The sequence below is a fragment of the Stenotrophomonas sp. C9D9 genome (genome assembly GCF_056491205.1).
Genome location: NZ_JBSZIF010000007.1, coordinates 190,560 through 207,802 on the forward strand (window position 1 = coordinate 190,560; position 17,243 = coordinate 207,802).

At 68.8% G+C, this 17,243-nt stretch carries 19 protein-coding genes; 6 read left to right on the plus strand and 13 right to left on the minus strand.

Translation table 11 applies throughout. The annotated features are described in order from the left end of the window. Nucleotides 1-178: 178 nt before the first annotated feature. Nucleotides 179-1,924: a thiol reductant ABC exporter subunit CydD gene (gene cydD / locus ACXI0D_RS21835; RefSeq protein ID WP_049442790.1), complete on the plus strand. Its 1,746-nt coding sequence runs from the start codon at nucleotides 179-181 to the stop codon at nucleotides 1,922-1,924. After that, nucleotides 1,921-3,594, plus strand: a complete 1,674-nt coding sequence (gene cydC, locus ACXI0D_RS21840; protein WP_119006535.1) for a thiol reductant ABC exporter subunit CydC — start codon at nucleotides 1,921-1,923, stop codon at nucleotides 3,592-3,594. Before cydD ends, cydC begins: the two co-directional genes overlap by 4 nt. A 98-nt stretch (nucleotides 3,595-3,692) precedes the next feature. Here cydC and ACXI0D_RS21845 read toward each other — a convergent pair whose 3' ends face one another. From ACXI0D_RS21845 to ccmA, 11 genes are all read right to left on the minus strand, one after another. Further along, the gene (locus ACXI0D_RS21845; RefSeq protein ID WP_101765807.1) at nucleotides 3,693-4,037 is read right to left on the minus strand and encodes a DUF1294 domain-containing protein; all 345 of its coding nucleotides are present in this window, start codon (nucleotides 4,035-4,037) and stop codon (nucleotides 3,693-3,695) included. Further along, nucleotides 4,038-5,150: a homoserine O-acetyltransferase MetX gene (gene metX / locus ACXI0D_RS21850; RefSeq protein WP_119006534.1), complete on the minus strand. Its 1,113-nt coding sequence runs from the start codon at nucleotides 5,148-5,150 to the stop codon at nucleotides 4,038-4,040. Between the two features lie 152 nt (nucleotides 5,151-5,302). Next, nucleotides 5,303-6,292 carry a tetratricopeptide repeat protein gene (locus ACXI0D_RS21855; RefSeq protein WP_119006533.1) on the minus strand — a complete coding sequence of 330 codons (990 nt, stop codon included), beginning with the start codon at nucleotides 6,290-6,292 and terminating at the stop codon, nucleotides 5,303-5,305. Beyond that, a complete protein-coding gene (locus ACXI0D_RS21860; protein ID WP_014037839.1) occupies nucleotides 6,286-6,735 on the minus strand; it encodes a cytochrome c-type biogenesis protein in 450 nt (149 codons plus the stop codon). Before ACXI0D_RS21860 ends, ACXI0D_RS21855 begins: the two co-directional genes overlap by 7 nt. A gap of 4 nt (nucleotides 6,736-6,739) precedes the next feature. After that, the gene (locus ACXI0D_RS21865) at nucleotides 6,740-7,357 is read right to left on the minus strand and encodes a DsbE family thiol:disulfide interchange protein (RefSeq protein ID WP_014037838.1); all 618 of its coding nucleotides are present in this window, start codon (nucleotides 7,355-7,357) and stop codon (nucleotides 6,740-6,742) included. Between the two features lie 8 nt (nucleotides 7,358-7,365). Beyond that, entirely contained in the window at nucleotides 7,366-9,285 is a 1,920-nt protein-coding gene (locus tag ACXI0D_RS21870) for a heme lyase CcmF/NrfE family subunit (RefSeq protein ID WP_458219958.1), read from the minus strand. Further along, nucleotides 9,286-9,747: a cytochrome c maturation protein CcmE gene (ccmE, locus tag ACXI0D_RS21875; RefSeq protein ID WP_014647764.1), complete on the minus strand. Its 462-nt coding sequence runs from the start codon at nucleotides 9,745-9,747 to the stop codon at nucleotides 9,286-9,288. Beyond that, nucleotides 9,744-9,932, minus strand: a complete 189-nt coding sequence (locus tag ACXI0D_RS21880) for a heme exporter protein CcmD (RefSeq protein WP_049442657.1) — start codon at nucleotides 9,930-9,932, stop codon at nucleotides 9,744-9,746. Before ACXI0D_RS21880 ends, ccmE begins: the two co-directional genes overlap by 4 nt. Further along, nucleotides 9,929-10,699: a heme ABC transporter permease CcmC gene (ccmC, locus tag ACXI0D_RS21885; protein ID WP_049442658.1), complete on the minus strand. Its 771-nt coding sequence runs from the start codon at nucleotides 10,697-10,699 to the stop codon at nucleotides 9,929-9,931. The genes ACXI0D_RS21880 and ccmC overlap by 4 nt, the downstream gene beginning before the upstream one ends. A gap of 43 nt (nucleotides 10,700-10,742) precedes the next feature. Then, a complete protein-coding gene (gene ccmB, locus ACXI0D_RS21890; RefSeq protein ID WP_006456616.1) occupies nucleotides 10,743-11,438 on the minus strand; it encodes a heme exporter protein CcmB in 696 nt (231 codons plus the stop codon). Beyond that, nucleotides 11,435-12,241, minus strand: a complete 807-nt coding sequence (gene ccmA / locus ACXI0D_RS21895) for a heme ABC exporter ATP-binding protein CcmA (RefSeq protein WP_479643147.1) — start codon at nucleotides 12,239-12,241, stop codon at nucleotides 11,435-11,437. Before ccmA ends, ccmB begins: the two co-directional genes overlap by 4 nt. Nucleotides 12,242-12,252: 11 nt before the next feature. Between ccmA and ACXI0D_RS21900 the strand changes: the two genes are divergently transcribed. From ACXI0D_RS21900 to ACXI0D_RS21910, 3 genes are all read left to right on the plus strand, one after another. After that, entirely contained in the window at nucleotides 12,253-13,401 is a 1,149-nt protein-coding gene (locus ACXI0D_RS21900) for a pyridoxal phosphate-dependent aminotransferase (RefSeq protein WP_119006531.1), read from the plus strand. Between the two features lie 14 nt (nucleotides 13,402-13,415). Then, entirely contained in the window at nucleotides 13,416-14,222 is an 807-nt protein-coding gene (locus tag ACXI0D_RS21905; RefSeq protein WP_119006530.1) for an amidohydrolase, read from the plus strand. A gap of 103 nt (nucleotides 14,223-14,325) precedes the next feature. Further along, on the plus strand, nucleotides 14,326-14,760 hold the full coding sequence (locus ACXI0D_RS21910) for a hypothetical protein (protein ID WP_014037831.1): 435 nt from the start codon (nucleotides 14,326-14,328) through the stop codon (nucleotides 14,758-14,760). Here the strand turns inward: ACXI0D_RS21910 and ACXI0D_RS21915 are convergent. Both ACXI0D_RS21915 and ACXI0D_RS21920 read right to left on the minus strand, forming a co-directional pair. After that, the gene (locus tag ACXI0D_RS21915; protein ID WP_014037830.1) at nucleotides 14,747-15,040 is read right to left on the minus strand and encodes a hypothetical protein; all 294 of its coding nucleotides are present in this window, start codon (nucleotides 15,038-15,040) and stop codon (nucleotides 14,747-14,749) included. The genes ACXI0D_RS21910 and ACXI0D_RS21915 overlap by 14 nt on opposite strands. A gap of 95 nt (nucleotides 15,041-15,135) precedes the next feature. Beyond that, nucleotides 15,136-16,263, minus strand: a complete 1,128-nt coding sequence (locus tag ACXI0D_RS21920; RefSeq protein WP_049442660.1) for an MFS transporter — start codon at nucleotides 16,261-16,263, stop codon at nucleotides 15,136-15,138. A gap of 90 nt (nucleotides 16,264-16,353) precedes the next feature. Here ACXI0D_RS21920 and ACXI0D_RS21925 point away from each other — a divergent pair, with 90 nt between their 5' ends. Further along, the gene (locus tag ACXI0D_RS21925; RefSeq protein ID WP_049442661.1) at nucleotides 16,354-17,142 is read left to right on the plus strand and encodes an AraC family transcriptional regulator; all 789 of its coding nucleotides are present in this window, start codon (nucleotides 16,354-16,356) and stop codon (nucleotides 17,140-17,142) included. Nucleotides 17,143-17,243: the final 101 nt, after the last annotated feature.

The following is a 17,243-nucleotide window of genomic DNA, read 5'->3' on the forward strand; positions in this document are numbered from 1 at the left end:
TCTACGACGTGAATGATGTGACCGACTACTTCAAACAGCCTTGATCCAGATCAATGTATGAACAGGTGTGCGAAGGGATCGTATGCGAACCTGATGAAGACTGCGACCGCCGGCCGCAGGGGCCGGCTATTGCCTGTGCCTACAATGCCGTGTCTCCCCCGTTGCCCGTGAAGACCTCTTGAGCGCTGCCGAAACGACCCCTGACGGCCTGTCCCCGGAAGCTGAAACCGCCCGCCAGCGGCGTGTGCGCACGGCCTGGCTGGCCGATCTGGCACGCTCCGCCCGCGGCCGCCAGCGTCTGGCCGCGCTGTGCATCAGCCTCTCCGGCGCGCTGTTGATCGGCCAGGCCGCCGCCATCGCCTGGCTGGTGCAGCAGGTGCTGGTGGAGCACGCGCCGCTGGCCTCGGGGCTGCCGGTGCTGGCGGGACTGGCGGTGATCCTGGTGCTGCGCACCTTGCTGGGCAGCGCCACCCAGGCCGCTGCCGGCGATGTGGCCGACGCCGCCCGCCTGGCACTGCGCGAACGCGTGTTCGCGCGCCTGCTGGGCCATGGCCCGCTGTGGCTGCGGCAGCGCCGCACCGGTGAACTGGGCGAACTGATGCTGCATCACGGTGATGCGATCGAGAGCTATTACAGCGGCTTCCTGCCGGTGCGCACCGAAGTGGTGGTGGTGCCGCTGCTGATCCTGGCCGCGGTGGCCTGGGTGGACTGGGTGGTGGCGCTGATCCTGCTGTTCACCGCGCCGCTGGTGCCGTTCTTCATGATGCTGGTGGGCTGGGGCGCCGAAGCCGCCGGGCGCGCGCAGCTGGGTGAACTGGCGCGCATGAGCGGCCATTTCGCCGACCGGATCAAGGGCCTGGGCCTGCTGCGCCTGTATGGCCGCGGTGACGCCGAGCTGGAGGGCATCGAGGCCGCCGCCGAAGGCGTGCGCGTGCGCACGCTGAAGGTGCTGCGCATCGCGTTCCTGTCGTCCACGGTGCTGGAATTCTTCGCCTCGGTCAGCGTGGCGATGGTCGCGTTGTACCTGGGCCTGAGCTATCTGGGCATGATGTCGCTGCATGCAGCGGTGCCGACGCTGGGTGCGGGCCTGTTCTGCCTGTTGCTGGCGCCGGAGTTCTATGCGCCGCTGCGACGGCTGGCCGCGCACTACCACGATCGCGCCAATGCACTGGCCGCCGCCGCCGAAGTGGAGCGCCTGCTGCAGTCGCTGCCGGACGAGCAGGGCCTGATCGAGAACGAGGTTGCACCGCTGGCGGTGGAGCCGGCCGAGGCCGCCTTGCCGCCGCTGCAGGCACAGGGGCTGGTGTTGCGCCCGCTGGGCGCGCCGCAGGATGTGTTGCAGGATTTGGACCTGCTGCTGGAGCCGGGCCAGCGCCTGGCCCTGGTCGGTCCCAGCGGGTCCGGCAAAAGCACGCTGCTGGAGGCGCTGGCCGGCTGGTTGCCGCCGCGCGCCGGCAAGCTGCAGTTGCGGCCCGGCGTGCAGGTGGCCTATGCCAGCCAGCGACCGTACCTGTTCCACGGCAGCATCGCCGACAACCTGCGGCTGGCCGATCCCGGTGCCAGCGATGCGCGGCTGCGCGCGGTGGCCGAGGCCTCGCAGGTCCTGCAGTTTGCCCAACGCCTGCCGCAGGGGCTGGACACGGTGATCGGCGAGCGCGGCTTCGGACTTTCCGGTGGCGAAGCCCGCCGCATCGGCCTGGCCCGCCTGTTGCTGCGTGATCCGCAGGTGCTGCTGCTGGACGAGCCCACCGCATTCCTCGATGCCGATACCGAAGCGGCCCTGCTGCGCAGCTTGGCCGCGTATGCACGCGGGCGCAGCGTGGTGGTCGCCACCCACAGCCCGGCGGTGATCGCGTGGGCTGACCGTTGCCTGCTGTTGCCGGAAGGCCGCCTGGTGGAACCGGCACAGGCGGTGCGCGCATGAGCCGTTCGCCTGATTCGCTGCGCGCGGTGTTCCTGCGCCACCGGCCGCGCCTGTTGCTGACCATGCTGCTGCTGTGGATCACGATGCTGGCCGGCACGGCGCTGCTCGGCCTGTCCGGTGGTTTCCTCACGGCGGCTGCGCTGGCCGGTGCGGCCGGCCTCGGCCAGGGCTTCAATTTCTTCTCACCCTCGGCCGGCATCCGTGGCCTGACCATGGCGCGCATCGTGTCGCGCTACTTCGAAAAGCTGGTCGGCCACGATGCCACGCTGCGCATCGCCCGCGACCTGCGCGTGTGGTTCTTCCGCCGCGCGCTGCCACTTGCCCCGGCACGGTTGGGGGCCACGCGTACCGGCGAGCTGCTGGCGCGGCTGCTGGGGGACATCGGCGAAGTGGATGGACTGCTGGTGCGTGCGATCGGGCCGCTGGTGGCGCTGGGTGCGCTGTCACTGGTGGCGGTCGCCTCGGCAGCGCTGATCCTGCCCTCGGCAGCGGTACTGCTGGCGGTGCTGGCGCTGCTGATCGCCTTCGGCGTGCCGTGGCTGGGCGTGCGTGGCCATGACGACGAAGAGGCCGATCGTGCCGCGCATCGTGCCGCATTGCGTACCGCCGCATTCGAAGGGCTGGAAGGTGCCGGTGATCTGGCCGCGCTGCATGCCGATGCGGCCTGGCAGCTGAAGGTGCGCGTGGCTGCCAAGCAGCTGGCCTCGCGTGATCGTCGTCGGCGCTGGCGCCTGATCGCGGCCTCGACCCTGCACGGCCTGGTCGCCGGGCTGGGGCTGGTGGCGATGCTGGCGTTGGCGCTGCACGCCGCCGAACAGCAGCACATCGCGCCGGAAATGGCCGCGGGCCTCGTGTTCCTGACCGTGGCGCTGATCGAACTGTGGGCCGGCATGGGCCTGGCCTGGCAGTCGCTGCAGTCCGGGCGCATTGCGGCCGATCGCCTGCAGGCCATCGTCGAACAACCGCCGACGGTGCAGGATCCGCAGGCGCCGCAGCCGGTGCCGCAGGCGGCGCGCGTGCATTGGGATGACGTGCATTTCCAGTGGCCGGGTGCCGCGCGGCCGGTGCTGTCCGGCCTGCAGCTGACCCTGGCGCCGGGCGAACGCATCGCGATTCGCGGCGACAGCGGCAGTGGCAAGACCACGCTGTCCAGCCTGCTGCTGCGGCTGTGGGATCCGCAGCAGGGGCGAATCACCTATGGTGGACGCGACCTGCGCGACGTCGCCCAGGCCGAGTGGCACCGCCAGCTGGCCTGGCTGCCGCAGAACGCACCGGTGTTTGCCGGCACGGTGGCCGAGAACCTGCGGCTGGGTGATCCCGACGCCAGCGATGCCGCGTTGTGGGCGGTGCTGCGCCGCGTTCGCCTGGGTGACTGGGCCGAGCACAACGGTGGCCTGCAGGCCTGGGTCGGCGAGAACGGCGCGACGATGTCGGCAGGCCAGGCGCGACGGCTGGCGCTGGCGCGCGCGCTGTTGCGCGATGCGCCGATCCTGCTGCTGGACGAACCGACCGAAGGCCTGGACGTGGATACCGCACGCGCGCTGTTGCAGGACCTTTCCGGGTTGCTGGACGGGCGCAGCCTGCTGATGATCACCCACGACGACCTGCCCGACGGCGTGGTCGATGTGCAGTACCGGTTGCGTGATGGGGTGTTGGAGCGCGAAGCGTGAAAACATCCCGGTAGTGCCGGCCGCTGGCCGGCAACCTCATGGCGTTTCACGCGGATACCTGATTGCCGGCCAGCGGCCGGCACTACCGATTGCGAGGGTTACCGCGAGAACTCGCGCAGCATCACCGCGATCGAGGCGACGTTGGCCAGCACGCACAGCCAGAACACCCACTGGAATCCGGTTTTGCGGTGCTTGTGGCGGAACAGCGCCTGGCCCAGCAGCGCGCCGGGCCAACCGCCGGCGAAGGCCAGCAGCTGCAGGGTGCGCTCGGGAATCCGCCATTGCTTTCGCTGTGCCGCGCGCTTGTCGTGGCCATACAGCCCGAAGGACACCGCGCTGGCCAGCAGGCACCAGCCACCCAGCCACAGAGGCAGCACTCCGCTGATCATCAAGGCGGCCAGCGCGCCGAATGCGGCCAACGCGAGATTACGCCGCCATGCCACTTACAGCGCGTCGAGGAAGCCGCGCACGGCCGGGCCGAAACGCTCGAAATCGACGAGGAAGGCGTCATGGCCCTGCGGCGATTCCAGTCCGACGAAGCGCGCATCGGCACCGCCGGCACGCAGGCCGTCGGCGACCTGTTGCTGCTGCTGCACCGGGAACAGGATGTCGGTGTTGGCGCCGATCGCCAGTGCCTTCTCCACCCGGATCTTCGCCAGCCCGGCCAGCACGTCGCCGTCGGCGTACTCGGCCAGGTCGAACCAGTCCATCGAGCGGCTCAGGTACAGATAGCAGTTCGGATCGAAGAAGCGCACGAAGCGCCGTGCGTGGCCTTCCAGATAGCTTTCCACCTGGAATTCGAGGCCGAACGGATCGTCGTCGGCCTGGTCCGAATCCAGCCGCACTCGGCCGAAACGGCCATCCCATTCCAGGGCCGAGCGGTAGGTGATCACGCCCAGCTTGCGCGCCATGCGCATGCCGGACTCCGGGTACTCGGCATCGTCGTAGCGACCGCCATTCCAGCGCGGATCGAGACGGATCGCCTCGCGCTGCAGCGAGCGGATCGCGATCGAGAACGGCAGTGCCTGCGCACTGCCGGAAATGTTGACGTGGCTGCGCGCGATGCCCGGGTGCAGCATCAGTACCGCCAGTGCGGTCATGCCGCCCATTGAATTGCCGACCACGCAGGCCAGCTGTTCGATGCGCAGTGCACGCACGACTTCGATCGCGGCGCGTGCGCCGTCTTCGATCGACAGCTCGGGGAAGTCCAGGCGATAGGGCTCACCGCTCGCCGGGTTGAGCGAAGCGGGGCCGGTCGAGCCCTTGCAGCTGCCCAGCGAGTTCACGCACACCACGAACCAGCGATCGGTATCGATCGGCTTGCCGGGGCCGACCATGCCTTCCCACCAGCCCGGTGCCGGGTTGGCCTCGTTGGCCGCTGCATGCGCGTCCGGCGACAGGCCGGTCACGATCAGGATCGCATTGCTGGCGTCCGCCGCCAGCGTTCCCCAGGTTTCATAGGCCACGCGTGCGCCATGCAGGGCGCCACCGCGCTTGAACGGGAATGGCGAGGGCAGCGCGTGGAAGCGGGTGCCGGGCGGGATGAATTCGGTCATGCAGTCATTCTAGCGGGGCCGCATGTGGAGCTGGCGACACGCTGGTTTCCATCGGCGATGCACCCGGTGGTGCCGGCCGCTGGCCGGCAACCTCATGAACCGTGATGCGCCCGCGTGGCTGCCCGCCAGCGGCCGGCACTACCTGCGGAGCGTCAAGGGAACCGCAGTTCCACCACGCCTTCATGCGGCAGGCTCACCTTCACCGGAACGCTCTGCAGGTCATCCTCGCTGCGGTTGGCGCTGCCGCTGCGCGAGATGCGTGCCAGCACTTCCACCTCACGATGGGCCGACAGCGGTGCGGTCGGCATCGGGCTGTCACCGTCGCCCAGCCCGACCATGGCCGGGAAACCGGCCAGGGGCAGCTTGCGCGCGGCCACCGGCATCGGCGGTCCGCCTACGGCGCGGGCCAGTACGAACACCTGGGTGCTGGCGGGCCATTCGGTGTTGTTCAGCGCAGGCAGCTGCACACGCACCTGCAGCAGCGCCTCTGGCGCCGCAGCGGCAGCATCGGGCGCCTGGCCGGCGGCTTCACGGGCGATGGCGATCTGCGCCTGCAGCGCCTGCGCGGCGACGGGTTCCAGCCGTGGCAGCAGGCCACTCCACACATCCGCGGCCTCGGCATTCTTTCCGCGCTGGCGCAGGGCGATGCCCAGCAACCAGCTGGCGCGCTCGGCATCGGGTGCCTGTGCACGGGCCTGGTGCAACCAGGCCATCGCGGTGTCATCGAACTGCTTGCCGGCATCGGCCTGCGCGCGCGCCTGCGCGGCCTCCACCAGCACGCCCGGATCATCCGGTGCCAATGCGGCGGCCCTCGCGAAGGCGTCTGCCGCGGCCGAGACATTGCCCAGCTCGGCCTGTGATCGGCCCAGCAGCGCCCAGCCATCAGCCCGCTGCGGGTCGCGCTTCAGTGCATCCTGCAGGGCCTGCACGCCATCGCGCAGGGTGGCTACCGATGGCGTCGGTTGTACCTGTGCTGCACGCGGATCACCGACCAGCAGATACAGGCAGGCACCGGCCACCCCCAGCGCGAGCACGCCCACCACGAAACCGCGGCGCCCCTGCTGGCGCAGTGGCCACAGCACCAGCGCCGCCATCAGCGCGGCCACCAGCCCAGCCAGCATCGGCAGCCAATGGCTCACCATCCATCTCCCTCATCGGCCTTGCTGGCCGGCACGGCGGCGACCGCGCGGCCACGGCGGCGGACGATGCCCAGCACCACCAGTGCGCCGGCGCCGAGCACCAGCAGCGGGCCACCCCACAGCAGCCAGGTACCCGGCTGCAACGGTGGCTGGTAGAGCACGAACTCGCCGTAGCGGGCGACCAGGAACTGCTTGATCTGCGCGTCGTCGTGGCCCTGCTGCATCAGCTGCAGCACCTCGCGGCGCAGGTCCTGGGCGATCTGCGCGTTCGAGTCGGCCAACGACTGGTTCTGGCACTGCACGCAGCGCAGCTGCGCAGCCAGGTCATGGAAGCGGCGCTCTTCGGCGCCATCGCGGAACTGCAGCGGCTGCGGATCGTGCAGCGGCTGCTGGGCCAGCACGGCCAGCGGCAGCATCAGGAGCAGCAGCGCCAGCAGCCAGCGCATGGGCTCAGGGCGCCGTATGCAGGGTGTTGCCGGCACTGGCCTGGGCCTTCTCGATCTTCTGCAGCGCCGGGATCAGTTTCTCGTCCACCACGCGCTGGGTCATCGCGCCACTGTACTTCCAGCGCACGATGCCGCTGCCATCGACCAGGAAGGTCTCCGGTGCTGCGGTCACGCCCCAGTCGATCGCGGTGCGGCCTTCAACGTCGCTGAGCACCACCATGAACGGGTTGCCCAGCTGTTCCAGCCAGTGCAGCGCGTCGGTCGGGTCGTCCTTCCAGTTGTAGCCGATCACGCGCACGCGCTTGCTCTCGGCGAACCGGGTCAGCACCGGGTGTTCCTCGCGGCAGGCCGCGCACCAGCTGCCCCACACGTTCAGCAGGTAGGGCGCGCCGCGCAGGTCATCGCTGTGCACGATCATTTCCGGGTCGTGCAGCACCGGCAGGGCGAAGGCCGGCGCCGGCTTGTCGATCAGCGCCGACGGCAGTACGTCGCGCTGCGGATCACCCGATTTCATCACCCCGTAGATCATCAGCCCGAGCAGGCCAAAGAAGAACAGCACGCCGATCACGATGGCTACCGGCGGCAGCGGGCGGGAGGGGCGCGGGGCGGGGGACTCGGACATGGGAACTCCTACGGACGACGGAAACGGCGGTCGGCGGCGGTGATGAATCCGCCCAGGGCCATCAGCAGCGCGCCCAGCCAGATCCAGCGCACGAACGGCTTGATGTGCACCCGGACCGCCCATGCATTGTTGCCCAGCGGCTCGCCCAATGCCACGTAGACATCACCATCGAAGCGTGCATCGATGCCGGCCTCGGTCATCACCTGGCCACCGCTGGCGTACTGGCGCTTCTCCGGGTGCAGCAGCGCCAGCTCGCGGCCGTTGCGGAACACGCGCAGGTGCCCACGGTCGGCGATGAAATTCGGCCCTTCGCGATGGTCCACGCCCTCGAAGCGCACTTCATGGCGGCCGACTACCAGCTGCTGGCCCGGTGCCAGTGCCACCTCGCGCTGCACGTTCAACGCTTCCACCAGCAGTGCGCCGGCCAGGAACACGGCGATGCCGGCATGGGCGACGATCATGCCGAGCATTTCGGCGGTGAAGCGGCCATTGCCGCGCAGGCGCTGCCAGACGAAGCGCGCGGTACCCAGCCCGACCCACGCCGCAGCGGCTACGCCGATGCCGGCCTTCCAGCCGTTCTGCGGCGCCTGCCACCACGCCAGCGCGCCCAGCAGCAGCGCCAGGCCCAGCCACGGTGCCAGCAGCGCGAACGCGCGCGAGGGCTGGTCGCGTTGCCACTTCACCAGCGGGCCGAACGGCAGCAGCAGGATCATCGGCGCCATCAGCAGCAGGAACAGGCTGCCGAAGTAGGGCGGGCCGACCGAGATCTTGCCCAGCGACAGCGCATCGGCCAGCAGCGGGTACAGCGTGCCGAGCAGCACCATCGCGCAGGCGGTGGCCAGCAGCAGGTTGTTGGCCAGCAGCAGGGTCTCGCGCGAGGTGGCGGTGAAGCCACGGCGCGGATCGTCGGCGTCCACGCTCAGCTGGCTGGCACGCAGCGCATACAGCAGCAGGCTGCCGCCCACCAGCACCGACAGGAACACCAGGATGAACAGGCCGCGCGAGGGATCCGCGGCGAACGAATGCACGCTGGTCAGCACGCCTGAGCGCACCAGGAACGTCCCCAGCAGCGACAGCGCGAAGGCGGCGATCGCCAGCAGCAGGGTCCAGCTGCCGAAGGTGCCACGCTTTTCGGTGGCGGCCTGCGAATGGATCAATGCCGCACCGACCAGCCATGGCATGAAGCTGGCGTTCTCCACCGGGTCCCAGAACCACCAGCCGCCCCAGCCCAGCTCGTAATAGGCCCACCAGCTGCCCAGCGCGATACCCAGGGTCAGGAAGCCCCAGGCGACGTTGGTCCATGGCCGCGTCCAGCGCAGCCAGCGTGCATCGACGCGGCCTTCCAGCAGTGCGGCCACCGCGAACGCGAATGGCACCGCGAAGCCGACATAGCCCAGGTACAGCATCGGCGGATGGATGATCAGCCCCGGGTCCTGCAGCAGCGGATTGAGGTCGCGGCCTTCCAGCGGCGCCGGGTTCAGGCGCAGGAACGGGTTGGAGGTGAAGATCAGGAAGGCGAGGAAGCCGACGCTGACCACGCCCATCACCGCCAGTACGCGTGCCTGCACCGGCGCGGGCAGGTGCCGCGAGAACAGCGCCACCGCGCCGGTCCACAGCGCCAGCACCAGCGCCCACATCAGCAGCGAGCCCTCGTGCGCGCCCCAGACCGCCGAGTAGCGGTAGACCATCGGCAGCAGCGAATTGGAGTTCTCGGCCACGTAGCGCACCGAGAAGTCCTGCTGCACGAACGCGGCGGTCAGCACGGCGAACGCGCCGGCGACCAGCAGCAGCTGCGCGAACGCGGCAGGTCGTGCCACCGCCATCCACGCCGTGTTGTTGCGCTGCGCGCCGACCAGCGGCAGGCCGGCCTGCAGCAGCGAGGCCAGCAACGCGCACAGCAGCAGGATCTGACCCAGTTCGGGCAGCACTCAGCGCACCTCGGGTGCCGTCACCGGCACGTCGTGCTTGCGATGGGCGTCGCCCATCTTGTCGGCCACTTCCTTCGGCACGTACTTCTCATCGTGCTTGGCCAGCACTTCGTCGGCGACGAAGGTGCCGTCCTGCAGTCGGCCGCTGGCGACCACCGCCGTGCCTTCGGCGAACATGTCCGGCAGGATCCGCGACGTGGTCACCGCCAGTTGCGCGTCGCCGTCGGTCACTTCAAATCGTGCCTCCAGCGAGCCGACCGGTCGGTTGAAGGAGCCTTTCACCACCATGCCGCCGAGGCGGAAGCGCGATTGCGCATCGACATCGCCGCGCAGCACTTCCGAAGGCGTGTACAGGTAGGCGATGTTGCGCTCCAGTGCCATCGCCACCAGCGCAGTGGCCAGGCCGGAGGCGAGCAGGGCCAGCAGCACCCACACCAGGCGGCGACGCTGTACCGGGGTCATCGTTCCAGCTCCGTCGACAACGGCGCCGCTGCGTCCTGCCTGCCGGCGCGGGTCTGTTGCCGTTGCTGCCGGGCCAGTGCCAGCCGGCGCGCCACGCGCAGGCGCAGCCACGAACCGACGGCATCGGCACTGAGCACCAGCACGAACACGGCGTAGGCGCCGATCACATAGGGCAGGTGGGTCATGGCTGGGCCTCCCGGGCCGGGCGTTCGGCATCGACGCGGCCACCGACCCAGGCCTTGCCGGCCTCGCGGTCGAGATTGTCGGCGCGGGCCTTGGCCAGCACCGAACCGGCGAACCAGAACTTGGTGCCGATCACCATCCACCACAGCGGCGCGATCATCGCGCTGCTGATCGCCGATTCACCGAACACGCTGATCGACTGGCGCTGGTGCAGGCCGCCCCACCAGTCCACCGAGTAGCGGATCACCGGCAGCAGGCTGACGCCGACGATGGCCAGCAGCCCGGCCGCGCGCGCGGCGCTGCGGCGGTCCTCGATGGCGTGGTACAGGCCGATCACGCCCAAGTACAGGAACAGCAGCACCAGCTCGCTGGTCATGCGCGGGTCCCAGTCCCACCAGGTGCCCCAGGTGCCCTTGCCCCAGATGCTGCCGGTCAACAGGGTGATCAGGGTGAAGCCGGCGCCCATCGGCGCACAGGCCATGGCCAGGATCTCGCAGACCTTGATCCGCCAGATCAGCGCGATGGCCGCATACAGCGCCATCAACGCGAACACGAACAGGCTCATCCAGGCACTGGGCACGTGGATGTAGAGGATGCGGAAGCTGTCCAGCTGCTTGGCTTCCGGCGGTACCACCAGCAGCGCCTGCCACATGCCGACCAGCAGCACCGGCACCGCCGCGAGGTAGAACACCCGCGACCAGCGGGCAGCGAAACGGTCGAACGTGGGGGGCGAACCGAGTTGGTGGAACCAGCGGACAATCGGATTCATGCGTGGCGGCTATCCAGCAGGGGTGGATTGGCTCTCAGCTCGGTCAACTCAGAGAAATACGTATTGCAGCGGCAGTGGCCAGCGGCGCCAGCACCAGCGCGACCAGCAGGCCAGCGCCCAGCATCAGCAGCGCACCGACCGGATCCTGCCCGCGTCCGGCTGCCGCCAGGCTGCCTGCACCGAACACCAGCACCGGCACGTACAGCGGCAACGACAGCAGCGCCACGAGAATACCAGAGCGTCGGATGCCTACGGTCAGCGCGGCGACCACGCCACCGATCAGGCTCAACAATGGTGTTCCCAGCAGCAACGATGCCAGCAACATCGGCAGCTGGTCATGCGGCAGATGCAGCATTTCGGCCAGCAGCGGGCTGACCACGATCAGCGGCAGCGCAGTGGTGGCCCAATGCAGCAGCACGCGCACCAGCACCAGCCAGGCCAGCGGTACCGGCGCCAGCAGCCATTGTTCCAGCGAGCCGTCCTCGGCGTCGGAACGGAACAGCGAATCCAGCGACAGCTGCCCCGCCAGCAGCACGGCCAGCCACAGCACCGCGCCGGCGGTGGCGGCCAGCAGCTGTGGTTCGCGGCCCTGGGCCAACGCGAACAGCACCACCACCAGCACCGCGAACAGCAGCGGCTGCAGCGCATCGCCGCGGCGGCGCCAGAGCAGGCGCAGGTCGCGCTTGAGCAGGGCGCCCGCGGTCTGCCACAGGCCCGGCTCCGTACCCGGCGCGATCATGCGGCACCGCCGAGGTCGAGCTGGCGGGTACGCACCGGCGGTGCGGCATAGGCGCCATGGGTGGTGACCAGCGCAGCGCCTCCGGCGCGCAGGTGTGCCGAAATCATCCGGTTGACCAGGGTGATGCCCTCCAGGTCGAGGTTGGCATAGGGTTCGTCCAGCAGCCACAGCGGCGCCGGCGACAGCCAGATGCGCGCCAGTGCCAGCCGCCGCTTCTGTCCGGCCGACAGATGCCGTACCAGGGTGTCCTCATAACCGGCCAAGCCGACGATGGCCAGCGCGTTGCCGGGCATCTGCCGCGCACGCCGTCCGTGCAGGCCACACAGGAAATGCAGGTTTTCCAGCGTGCCGAGGTCTGGTTTCAGGGCCGGCAGGTGGCTGAGGTAGGCGACATACCGCGCGCGCTCGGCATTGCTGGCCGGCTTGCCGTCGATCCGCACCTGGCCAGCACCGGGCCGGGCCAGGCCGGCCAGCACGCGCAGCAGGGTGGTCTTGCCAGCGCCATTGCCGCCCTGCACCAGCAGGGCTTCGCCGGCGTCCACATGGAAGTCCAGCGGGCCGAACACCGGCTCGTCATTGCGGGAGAAGCTCAGGCCGCTGGCGGCCAGCAATGCAGGGGTGTTCAAGGGGCAAAGGTCTTCATGCCGGAGTGCGGCGGCAATTGTAGCGGTGAATGCCTGCGGTAGTGCCGGCCGCTGGCCGGCAATTCCCCAGGGTGCCAGTCGCGTGGGCCGGCGTTGCCGGCCAGCGGCCGGCACCACCGTCGCGCGGATTGCGTAAACTCGGATCCCTTGTTCCCCCACAGCCCAGGCCGATGCAACCCACCACCAAGCTGCCCAAGGTCGGTACCACGATCTTCACCGTGATGTCCCAGCTCGCCGCCGAACACGGCGCGGTCAACCTGGGCCAGGGTTTCCCCGACTTCTCGGCGCCGCAGCGCCTGATCGACGAGACCGCCAGGGCGATGGCCGCCGGGCTGAACCAGTACCCGCCGATGACCGGCGTGGCGCCGCTGCGCCAGGCCATCGCACAGAAGGCGCTGGACTGCTACGGCGCACAGGTCGATGCGGACAGCGAGATCACCGTCACCAGCGGCGGCACGGAGGCCATCTTCAACGCCATCCATGCCGTGGTGCGTGCCGGCGAGGAAGTGATCGTGCTCGACCCGGCGTATGACTGCTACGAACCGGCGATCGACCTGGCTGGCGCCAAGGCCGTGCATGTATCGCTCGATCCGCAGACGTTCGCGGTCGACTGGGATCGCGTGCGTGCAGCGATCACCCCGCGCACCCGCATGCTGATCGTCAACACCCCGCACAACCCGTCCGGCGCGATGCTGTCCGCGCAGGACATGCAGGCGCTGGCCGAGCTGCTGCGCGGCACGCAGATCTACCTGATCTCCGATGAGGTGTACGAACACATCATCTACGACGGACGCCGCCACGAATCGGCGCTGCGCTACCCGGAACTGCGCGAGCGCGCGTTCGTCATCTCCAGCTTCGGCAAGACCTACCACTGCACCGGCTGGAAGATCGGCTATGCGATCGCCCCGCCGGCGCTGACCGCCGAGTTCCGCAAGGTGCACCAGTACAACACCTTCACCAGCTTCGGTCCGGCGCAGTATGGCTTCGCCGCGATGATCCGCGACGAGCCCGAACACCACCTGGAGCTGGGCGCGTTCTACCAGGCCAAGCGCGACCGCTTCCGCGAGCAGCTGACCGGCACCCGGCTGAAAGCACTGCCGGTGCCGGGCGGTTACTTCCAGCTGGTCGACTACTCGGCCATCAGCGACCTGCCGGACCATGAGTTCGTGAAGTGGCTGACCATCGAGAAGGGCGTCACCGCCATTCCGCTGTCGCCGTTCTACGAGAACCCGCCGGCCGGCCAGCGCCTGGTGCGGCTGTGCTTTGCCAAGAACGAAGCGACCATGGACGCGGCGATCGAACGCCTGCGTCTGCTGTGAGCGGAGACACGGACATGCAGGACCTGCGCATTTCCCTCGTCCAGGGCGACACCCGCTGGCATGACCCGGCGGGCAACCGCGCCTACTACGGTGCGTTGCTGGCACCGCTGGCCGGCACCACCGACCTGGTGATCCTGCCGGAGACCTTCACCAGTGGCTTCTCCAACGACGCCATCGCCCAGGCCGAAGGCATGGACGGTCCGACCGTGGCCTGGGTGCGTGAACAGGCCAAGGGCTTGAACGCGGCGGTGATCGGCAGCGTGCAGCTGCGCGAGGGCGACGGCGTCTACAACCGCCTGCTGTTCGCCACCCCCGATGGCGACCTGCAGTACTACGACAAGCGCCACCTGTTCCGCTACGGCGGTGAGCACGAACGCTATGCCGCCGGCCGTGAGCGCCTGAGCGTGGAATGGAAGGGCTGGCGGATCAATCCGCAGGTCTGCTACGACCTGCGTTTCCCGGTGTTCTGCCGCAATCGCTACAACGTGGAGCGTCCGCAGCAGCTGGATTTCGACCTGCAGATCTTCGTCGCCAACTGGCCGTCGGCGCGCGCCTATGCGTGGAAGACCCTGCTGCGTGCGCGGGCGATCGAGAACCTGTGCTTCGTCGCGGCGGTGAACCGCATTGGCGTGGACGGCAACCAGCTGCACTACGCCGGCGACAGCGCAGTGCTGGATTTCCTTGGCCAGCCGCAGGTGGAGATCCGCGAGCGCGAACAGGTAGTCACCACCACCATCTCGGCCGAGGCGCTGGCCGCGCACCGCGCGCGTTTCCCGGCGATGCTCGATGCCGATGCCTTCCACCTGGACGAACAGGCCTGAGCGACGGCCTGAACACTGCCGCACCAGCGCGCGCGCCTGCATCCAACGTGCACGCGCGCGCTGCTAGATTCGCCGGCAGTCCGACCGAACTGGAAGTCCCGCCATGAACAAGCCCTTCGCCCTGCTGCTGGCCCTGTCCGCTGCAACGCTGGCCCCGGCCGCGCACGCTGCCGGCAACCTCGATTGCCAGCTGCGCTACAACCTGTCCGGTTGGTCACTGATCTACAAGACCGCCTCCGGCAATGGCACGGTCAGCTGCAGCAACGGCACCAGCCTGCCGGTGCGCATCGAAGTGAAGGGCGGCGGCCTGACCGTGGGCAAGTCGAAGATCACCAATGGCCGTGGCAGCTTCACTGGTGCCGTGAGCGTCAACGAGCTGCTGGGTACCTATGCCTCGGTGGGCGCACATGCGGGCGCAGTGAAGTCCAGCAATGCGCAGGTGATGACCAAGGGCGACATCTCGCTGGCCCTGTCCGGCACCGGCAAGGGCTGGGACCTGGGCGTGGATGGCGCCGCCTTCACCATCAGCCGGCGTTGAGTGGGGCCGGCTGGGTCCCTTCCCAGCTGATGCGGATGTAATGCTGCTCGGCGTCGCTGGGCAGTTGTTTGACCTCGAAGCCATTGTTCAGCAACTGCGCGACGACGCCCTCGACGAGCCGCTCGCTGGCCAGTGCCTGGCTGAAGCCGAACACGATGTAGCGGCGACCATTCTCCGAGCCGGCCCGGATCGACGTGTCGAGATCGCGGTAGTACTGGTCGATGGGACGCGTAGCGGCATCGGCGTTGGCGCGCGCCTGTTCGGCGGTAATGGTGACCATGGGCATCTGCCTCGTTGGGGAGAACGCGCACGATAGCCAGCGCAGTGGCGTTGATTCCGGAAGCAGCGCACAGTGCGCGGTCTTTGCAGCAATTCCTAGACCGTAACCGGGCGCGGCCGCTGCAACCACAATGCAAGCAGGCCGCACACGATGAGTGTCGGTGCCAGCAGTTGCAGTGTACCGACCACCGCCATCGCCACGCCGATCAAGAGGTAGTAGAGCAGTCCGAACAGGGCGCCCGCGCTGCCCAGGCAGTGCGGATATCCGCGCAGGGCCTGGCCCAGCACATTGGGGATGGCTAGGCCAAACCCGGCCACCACCGGTACCATCGCCGCGACCAGTGCCGGTTGATTGCGCAGCAATGCAGCCAACAGCCCGCCGGCCAGCACCAGTCCTGCGGCGAGCCGGATGCGCGTGGCGGAGGCAATGCCTGCGCGCAGCAGGCGACCATTGCCCCATGCGCCCAGCGCCGAACCCAACGCCAGCACCGCGCCGCTTGCGCCGAACCAGGCCAGCGGCCAGTGCAGGCGTTCGAACACGAACGGGCCCAGCGCGTACCAGCTGTACATGGCCACGTTGAACGCCATCACCAACAGCGCTTGTGACCAGATCCAGCGATCACGCAGCAGTTGTCGCAGCAGTGGCAGCAGGGGCGTGTGCGCGACTTCGGCAGGGCGGCTCTCCTGCAGGCCGGATGCGCATCCGAGCATCAGCAGGATGACAATCAGCAGCAGGCCGGCCTGCACGCCGGCATAGCCGTGGTTGGCAACCAGCAATGCCCCCAGTGCCAGCCCGATCGCCGGGCTCAGGGCCAACGCCATGCCGATCCACGAGAACGCCTGCGCCAACGCGGGTCCCTTCAGGTGGTCGCGCAGTACGGTCTGGGTGACCACCGAGGCCGTCGCTGCACCCAGCGCGGCCAGTGCCTGGGCCAGCAGGACCTGGCCGAACGTGCTGGCCAGCAGCCCGCCGCAGGCCGCCAGTGCGAACACGGCCAGGCCGCAGAGCAGGGCAGGGCGACGGCCGATATGGTCGGCCAGCCGCCCCCATAGCAGGACACCGGCGGCGAAACCGAACAGGTACAGGCTCATGGCCTGGCTGGCGGCGCTGGGGGGCAATGCGAAGCGCCCGGCCAGATCGGCCAGGGCAGGGCTGTACAGGGTCTGCGCAAGCTGGGGGAACATCAGCAGCGCGATGGTGAGCAACAACAGGCGGCGCGACATGCGGGCGCTCCAGGAACAGGGCCGCGCATTGTGGTCGCGTTCCTGATGGCGCACCCTGTCTATCCTGTCATTGAATGGATGAAATCAGACATGGCCTGGTTGCAGCCGGATGCGCACTTCGATGCCGATGCCTGGAGCGCGCCGGTGTTGGGGATCGCGGCCTCACTGGCGGATCACGACTCGGGTTGGCACCAGCATGCACGCGCGCAGTTGCTGTACACCCGGCAAGGCTGTACGCGCCTGACCTACGGTGACCGCATCAGCCTGCTGCCGCCCGCGCGCGCGGCGTGGATTCCGGGTGGGCTGCGCCATCGCGCGCAGATGCGCCAAGCGGTCGACTACCGTTCGTTGTACTTCGAGGCCACCCTGTCGGCCCAGTTGCCGCAGCAGCCGGCGATCGTCGGTGTGGGTCCCCTGCTGCAGGCATTGCTGGAGCCAATCGCGCAGGCGCCGTTCGACCATGACTGGCGGGTGCCGCGTGCGCACCACCAACTGGCGTTGTGCATGCTGGAGATCGCAGCCGCCCCGGTGGCCCCGATGGACCTGCCGCTGCCACGCGACCCACGGATCGCGCGCTGCCTGCCAGTGGCCGAGCAGTTGCCGCCCGAACTGGGCGAGCTGGCCGAGCGTGCGGGCTTGAGCGTGCGCACCGTTGGCCGGTTGATGCAGCGTGATACCGGCATGGGCTACCAGGCTTGGCGCCAGCAATGGCGACTGATGCGGGCCATGGAGTTGCTGCTGCTGGGCCATCGCGTTGCGCATGTGGCGCAGGACACCGGCTTTTCCGCCGAGAGCCCGTTCATCGCCTTTTTCCGCAGCATGACCGGCACCACGCCCGCCGCCTTCCAGCGCCATGCAAAAGGGGACGGAGGGGATTAAGTCGCTTTCGCCCCTTTGAGGCAAAAACGACTTAATCCCCTCCGTCCCCTTTTCCAAAGAAAAACCCCGGCCGGAGCCGGGGTTTTTCATTTCAGCGTGGC